At 73.4% G+C, this 6,000-nt stretch carries 5 protein-coding genes; 2 read left to right on the top strand and 3 right to left on the bottom strand.

The genetic code is table 11. The features are described from left to right. Both MNZ27_RS16515 and MNZ27_RS16510 read right to left on the bottom strand, forming a co-directional pair. The coding region (locus MNZ27_RS16515) for a response regulator (protein WP_242395195.1) at positions 1–461 on the bottom strand (461 nt) is incomplete at its 3' end. 167 nt (positions 462–628) lie between these two features. After that, positions 629–1,405, bottom strand: coding sequence for a chemotaxis protein CheW (locus tag MNZ27_RS16510; protein ID WP_242395194.1), 777 nt, complete (start codon positions 1,403–1,405; stop codon positions 629–631). Between the two features lie 24 nt (positions 1,406–1,429). Here MNZ27_RS16510 and MNZ27_RS16505 point away from each other — a divergent pair, with 24 nt between their 5' ends. Then, a complete protein-coding gene (locus MNZ27_RS16505) occupies positions 1,430–2,794 on the top strand; it encodes a GGDEF domain-containing response regulator (protein ID WP_242395193.1) in 1,365 nt (454 codons plus the stop codon). A gap of 237 nt (positions 2,795–3,031) precedes the next feature. Here MNZ27_RS16505 and groL read toward each other — a convergent pair whose 3' ends face one another. Then, positions 3,032–4,663 (bottom strand): chaperonin GroEL, encoded by a 1,632-nt coding sequence (groL, locus tag MNZ27_RS16500; protein ID WP_242395192.1) that lies wholly within the window; start codon positions 4,661–4,663, stop codon positions 3,032–3,034. Between the two features lie 223 nt (positions 4,664–4,886). On the opposite strand from groL, the gene MNZ27_RS16495 reads away from it, so the two are divergent. Next, the gene (locus MNZ27_RS16495; RefSeq protein ID WP_242395191.1) at positions 4,887–5,972 is read left to right on the top strand and encodes a metallopeptidase family protein; all 1,086 of its coding nucleotides are present in this window, start codon (positions 4,887–4,889) and stop codon (positions 5,970–5,972) included. The last annotated feature ends 28 nt before the right edge of the window (positions 5,973–6,000 follow it).

Raw genomic sequence — 6,000 nt, 5'->3', positions numbered from 1 at the left:
CCGGGGCGCGCGCCCGGCTGCGGCATCGGCGCCCCAGGGTGCGGCGCGGGGCCGGGGCGAGCGGCGGCCGCGGACGCGCCCGCGGCGCCCTTCCCTCCGAGGATCGCGTTCACCTTGTCGATGAGGGCCTGGCTCTCGAACGGCTTCGCGATGTGGCCGTCGGCCCGGGCGGCGCGGGCGCGCGCTTCGTCGAAGGCCTCGAACGTGCCGGCGAGGAGCAGGACCGGGATGTGGCGGAGGGCCGGATCGGCCTTCACGGCCTCGCAGACCTCGTAGCCGTTCCGCTTCGGCATCACCACGTCGGCGAGGATCAGGTCCGGCTTCAGCTCGCGCGCCTTCGCGATCGCCGCCTCCCCGTTGTCCACCGCGGTGACCTTGATGTCCTCGTTCTTCGCGAACGTGATCCCGACGACCTTCTGAATCGTGATCGAGTCGTCCGCGAGGAGAAGGTTCTTGGGCATGGCGAGGGTTCCGGACCGTCGGGTGAGAGGACCGTATAGGGGATCGTATTCAGTAACGCCCGGGTTCCCTCGATGTCAACAATTGCGAGGCATTTCGCGGGTTCCGGCGGCCTCGCGCGCACCGACGGCGGACCGGCCGCGCCGGCGTCGGGCGGCGCTCCGGCGCGCTACGGGCCGAACAGCGCGTCCCACGGCGGCCGGATCACGTCGGGGCCCCCCTCTCCCACCCCGAGCACCCGGTCCGCCACGACGCCCACACCGGCCCCGCCCGCGTCCACGAGGAGCACGGTGCCGCCGCCGCCGGGCGACGGATCGCCGTAGAGAACGGCCAGGTCGATCACGGGGTGGAGCGCCCGCCCGTGGTAGAGGAGGCCGCGGTGCGAGGGCGGCGTCAGCGGCACGGGCGCGAGGCGGGGGTCCTCCAGCACCTGCACGAGCATGGAGAGGGGCACCGCGTACTCCGCCCCCGCGCGCGCGAAGCGCAGCTCGCGGTCCGCGCTCGCGCCCAGCCCCGCCGGCGGCTCGGGGTGCTCCTCCTCGGCGGGCTCGAGCGGCGCGAACCCGAGCGTCCCCACCGCGAGCTCGAGCGCCACCTCGCCGCGCGCGACCACCGCGCCGGAGAACGGCGCGGGCTGCGGGAGCGCGGTGCGCGCGGGGAGCTGGAAGAACTCGGCCTCGGCGAGATCGACGATGCCGTGGAGCGCCTCGACCCGGAGGGCGACGCGCGGCGCACCCTCGGTGAGGATCGCGTACGGCGACGGGCCGGCGGGCAGCCCGAGCACCGTCGAGACGAACGCGACCGGGACCGGCTCGCCGCGCGCCTCGATCTCGCCCGCGTCGCCGGGCACCGCCAGGATCTCGCGCAGCAGCGAGAGCCGCAGGGCGAGGCGCACGCCGCCGACGGAGAAGAGCAGCGCCTTGCGCTCGGCGGGGAGGGACTCCACGGAGGGCATGATATACGTTCGCCGATGTCGCACGCGGTCCTCCTCGTGGACGACGAGCGCTTCGCGCGCACCGTGTACTCCGACTACCTGCGCGCTGCGGGCTACGACGTGGAGGTCGCGGAGGACGCCGAGGCGGCGCTCGCGCTGCTCCGCCAGCGCCGCTTCGACGTCCTGCTCACCGACGTGATCCTGCCCGGCTCGTCCGGCCTCGACCTCCTCTCCGCCGCCAAGCAGCTCGACCCGAACCTCGAGGTGGCGGTGATCACCGCCCTCGACGAGGTCGATCCCGCCGTCCAGGCCATGAAGTCCGGCGCCTCCGACTACCTGGTGAAGCCGGTCACGCCCGAGCAGCTCCAGCTCACGGTGCAGCGCTGCCTCTCCACGCGCGAGCTGCTCGCCGAGAACAAGACCCTCCGCGCGCACCTGAAGCTGTTCGAGGCCGGGCAGCGGATCGCCGCGACCCTCGATCGCGACAAGCTGGTCCCGATGGCGCTCGCCGCCGTCGCCGCGTCCTGCCGGAGCGCCGGCGGCGCCCTCCTCGAGCGAGGGCAGGACGGGCGCTGGGGCCTCTCCGGGGCGCACGGGATCGCGCCCGGCGCGGCCGCCGACCTGCTCGCCGTCTGCGCCCCCGCGCTCGACCGGCTCGCGCCCGAGCGCCCCGCGCACGTGGACCTCCCGGGCGCCCTGACCGCGCTCGCGCCGCGCGCCCTCCTCCTGCCCATCACCGACGAGGGGGCGGTGGTCGGCGCGGCGGCGGTGCCCGTCGCGGACGAGCTGGACGCTCCGGGGGCCGAGGCGGCCGCCTTCCTGTGCCGGAACCTGGGGCTGGCGCTCCGGAACGTGGGCCGGCTCCGGCAGGTCGAGCACCTCGCCTACCTCGACGACCTCACGCACCTGTACAACACCCGCTACCTCGACATGGCCCTCGCCCGGGAGCTCGCGAAGGGCCAGCCGTTCACGGTCCTCTTCCTGGACCTCGATCGGTTCAAGCTGGTCAACGACGCGCACGGCCACCTCGTCGGCTCGCAGCTCCTCGTCGAGGTGGCGCGCGTCCTGCGCTCGTGCGTGCGCGACGAGGACGTCGTGGTCCGGTACGGCGGGGACGAGTACGTGGTCGTGCTCGTCGGGATCGACTCGGGCGGGGGGCTCAAGGTCGCCGAGCGCATCCGGCGCGCCGTCGAGGGCCACTGCTTCCTCTCGCGGGAGGCCGCCCCGGTCCGCGTGACGGCCTCGATCGGGCTCGCGAGCTTCCCCGAGCACGCGCAGTCGAAGGCGGAGATCCTCGACCTGGCCGACCGCGCGATGTACCGCGGGAAGCGCTCCACCCGGAACGTGGTCTACATGGCCTCGAGGGATCTGCCGCCGGTGCCCGCGGGCGAGCGCAGTTGACGCCGCGGCGCACGCCGCAGCCCGCGCGGGGCGAAAGAACGCGGGGCCGGGAGCCTTCCGGCCCCTGGCCCCGCTGACGACGACTGCCGGGTTCCGCCCGTGAGAGCGTAGTAGCGGCTGCCCTCGTCATCGCCGGATGGCTCGCCGAGGCGACCGTCCGGCGTGCTCCATACGTAACGGGGGTGCGGCTCCCGCGCCACGGCGCGGCGGGCCGACCGGGCCCCGTTCAGGCCCCGTTCAGTACTCCATGTCCTCCATCCCGCCCATGCCGGGGCCGGCCGCGGGCGCCTTCTTCTTCGGCTTCTCGGCGACCATCGCCTCGGTCGTCAGGAGGAGGCCCGCCACCGACGCGGCGTTCTGCAGCGCGGTGCGGGACACCTTGGTCGGATCGATCACGCCGGCGTTCACCAGGTCCTCGAAGACCTCGGTCGCCGCGTTGAAGCCGAACGCCCCGCTCCCCTCGAGGATGCGGGCCACCACCACCGGGCCGTCGCTCCCGGCGTTCTCGGCGATCCGGCGCGCCGGCCAGAGCAGCGCCCGGCGGACGATCTGGACGCCGAACCGCTGGTCGCCCTCCACCTTCAGGGCGTCGAGCGCCGCGAGCGAGCGCAGGTAGGCGACGCCCCCGCCGGGGACGATGCCCTCCTCGACGGCGGCCCGCGTGGCGTGCAGCGCGTCCTCCACGCGGGCCTTCTTCTCCTTCATCTCGGTCTCGGTGGCCGCGCCGACCTGGATCACCGCGACGCCGCCGACGAGCTTCGCGAGCCGCTCCTGCAGCTTCTCGCGGTCGTAGTCGCTCGTGGTCTCCTCGATCTGGCCGCGGATCACCTTGATGCGGGCCTCGATGTCGGACTTCTTGCCCTCGCCGTCCACGATCGTGGTGTTGTCCTTGTCGATCGTGATGCGCTTGGCGCGGCCGAGATCCGCGAGCCCGAGCTGCTCGAGCTTGATGCCGAGCTCCTCGGCGACGACCTGACCGCCCGTGAGCGTCGCGATGTCCTTCAGCATCTCCTTGCGGCGGTCCCCGAAGCCGGGCGCCTTCACCGCGCAGACGTGGAGGGTGCCGCGGAGCTTGTTCACGACGAGGGTGGCGAGCGCCTCCCCGTCCACGTCCTCGGCGATGATGAGGAGCGGCTTCCCGCTGCGGGCCACCTGCTCGAGCACCGGGACGAGATCGGCCATCGCCGAGATCTTCTTCTCGGTGACGAGGATGAACGGCTCGTCGAGGACGACCTCCATCCGGTCGGGGTTCGTGACGAAGTACGGCGAGACGTAGCCGCGGTCGAATTGCATGCCCTCGACCACCTCGAGCGTGGTCTCGAGCCCCTTGGCCTCCTCGACCGTGATCACCCCCTCCTTGCCGACCTTCTCCATCGCCTCGGCGATGATGTTGCCGATGGTCTCGTCGCCGTTCGCGGAGATGGTGCCGACCTGGGCGATGTCGCTCTTGCCGTGCGTCGGCTTCGACTGCTTCTGGAGCTCGGCGACGACGACCTCGACGGCGCGGTCGATGCCGCGCTTGAGGTCCATGGGGTCGTTGCCCGCGGAGACGAGCTTCAGCCCCTCCTCGAAGATCGACCGCGCGAGCACGGTGGCGGTGGTGGTGCCGTCACCGGCCTTGTCCGAGGTCTGCGCGGCGACCTCGCGGACCATCTGCGCCCCCATGTTCTCGAGCTTCCCCTCGAGCTCGATCTCCTTCGCGACCGTCACGCCGTCCTTCGTGATGGTGGGCGATCCGAAGCTCTTCTCGATGACGACGTTCCGCCCCTTCGGGCCGAGCGTCACCGACACGGCCTCCGCGAGGGTCTGCACGCCGCGGAGGACGGCCTCGCGGGCGGGCTGGTGGAATGCGATCTCCTTGGCCGGCATCTCGGAGCTCCTTTTTTTTGCGAAGGCAGCGAAATCTCGGTGGGTTCCTGGCGCGCGACGGCACCCGTCCGCGCGGACGGCGGGTAACATAACCGCTCGAAGGACCCGGTCAAGCGGGCTCCCGGGCCGCTCCGTGCACGCTTTCAGTGAAGCCTCCGGCGGGGTCGACCTGCCCGCGGCGCGCGTTGACAGCGCGCCGGCGCCGCGGTTACGTCGCCCCGCCATGCGCGGCTTCGATGATCGCCCCCGGGACGGGCGCGCCGACGAGGAGGCGCTCCTCGACGCGGCCGCGGAGGCGTTCGAGGCCGGCCGCTTCGAGGAGGCGCTCGCCCGGGCGGACGAGGCGCTCGCCGCGGCCCCCCGCTCGGTCGCGGCGCTCCACACCCGGGCCGCGGCCCTCGCCGAGCTGGGCCGGATCGAGGACGCCCGGGCGGCGTACGAGCGCGCCCTCTCCGCGGATCGCGACGACGTGGAGCTGCTCCGCGGCGCGGCCGACTTCTACGTGAACGTCCTGCCCGAGGACGAGGCGGACCGGGAGCACGTCGAGCGCGGGCTCGAGCTGGCGCGCCGCGGGCGCAAGGCCGCCCGCAAGGCCGGCGACGCGGAGCTCGGCGCCGAGCTCGCCTGGCTCGAGGGCGCGGCGCTGAACCAGCTCGGCCGCTCCGTCGAGGCGCTCGAGCGGCTCGCCGAGGCGGAGCGGGAGGACCCCGGCCGGGTGGACGTCCTGCTGGAGACGGGGTTCGCGCTGTACGAGCTCTGCCGCTTCGACGAGGCCGACCGCGTGCTCCGACGCGCCGAGGCGCTCGCGCCGGACGAGCCGTGGACGCACCACTACCTCGGCCTGGTGGCGGAGCGGCGCGGCGACGCCGAGGAGGCCCGGCGGCGCGCCGCCCGCGCGCGGAAGCTCGCGCCGCAGGAGTTCCCGAAGCCGATCGCGCTCTCCCCCGAGGCGTTCGACGCCGCGGTGGAGGACGCGCTGGCGGACGTGCCGGAGCAGGTGCGGAGCTACCTCGCCAACGTCGCGATCACGATCGAGGAGCTGCCGTCCCAGGACGACCTCCTCTCCTCGGATCCGCCGCTCTCGCCGGCGATCCTGGGGCTCTTCCGCGGCGCGCCGTACGGCCAGAAGGCCTCGATGGACCCGTGGAGCCACTTCCCGTCGTCGATCGTCCTGTACCAGCGAAATCTGGAGAGGTTCGCCCGCAGCCGGGCCGAGCTCATCGAGCAGATCGGGATCACGCTCATCCACGAGGTGGGCCACTTCCTCGGGCTGAACGAGGACGAGCTGTACGCCCGCGGGCTCGAGTAGGCTCGCCGCCTCCCCCGGCCCGCGGTCA

Origin of the sequence: Anaeromyxobacter oryzisoli (genome assembly GCF_022690765.1) — a bacterium.
GTDB classification, from domain to species: domain Bacteria; phylum Myxococcota; class Myxococcia; order Myxococcales; family Anaeromyxobacteraceae; genus Anaeromyxobacter; species Anaeromyxobacter oryzisoli.
Note: the sequence above shows the minus strand (reverse complement) of the source record. Positions and strands in the feature narration are given on the sequence as shown.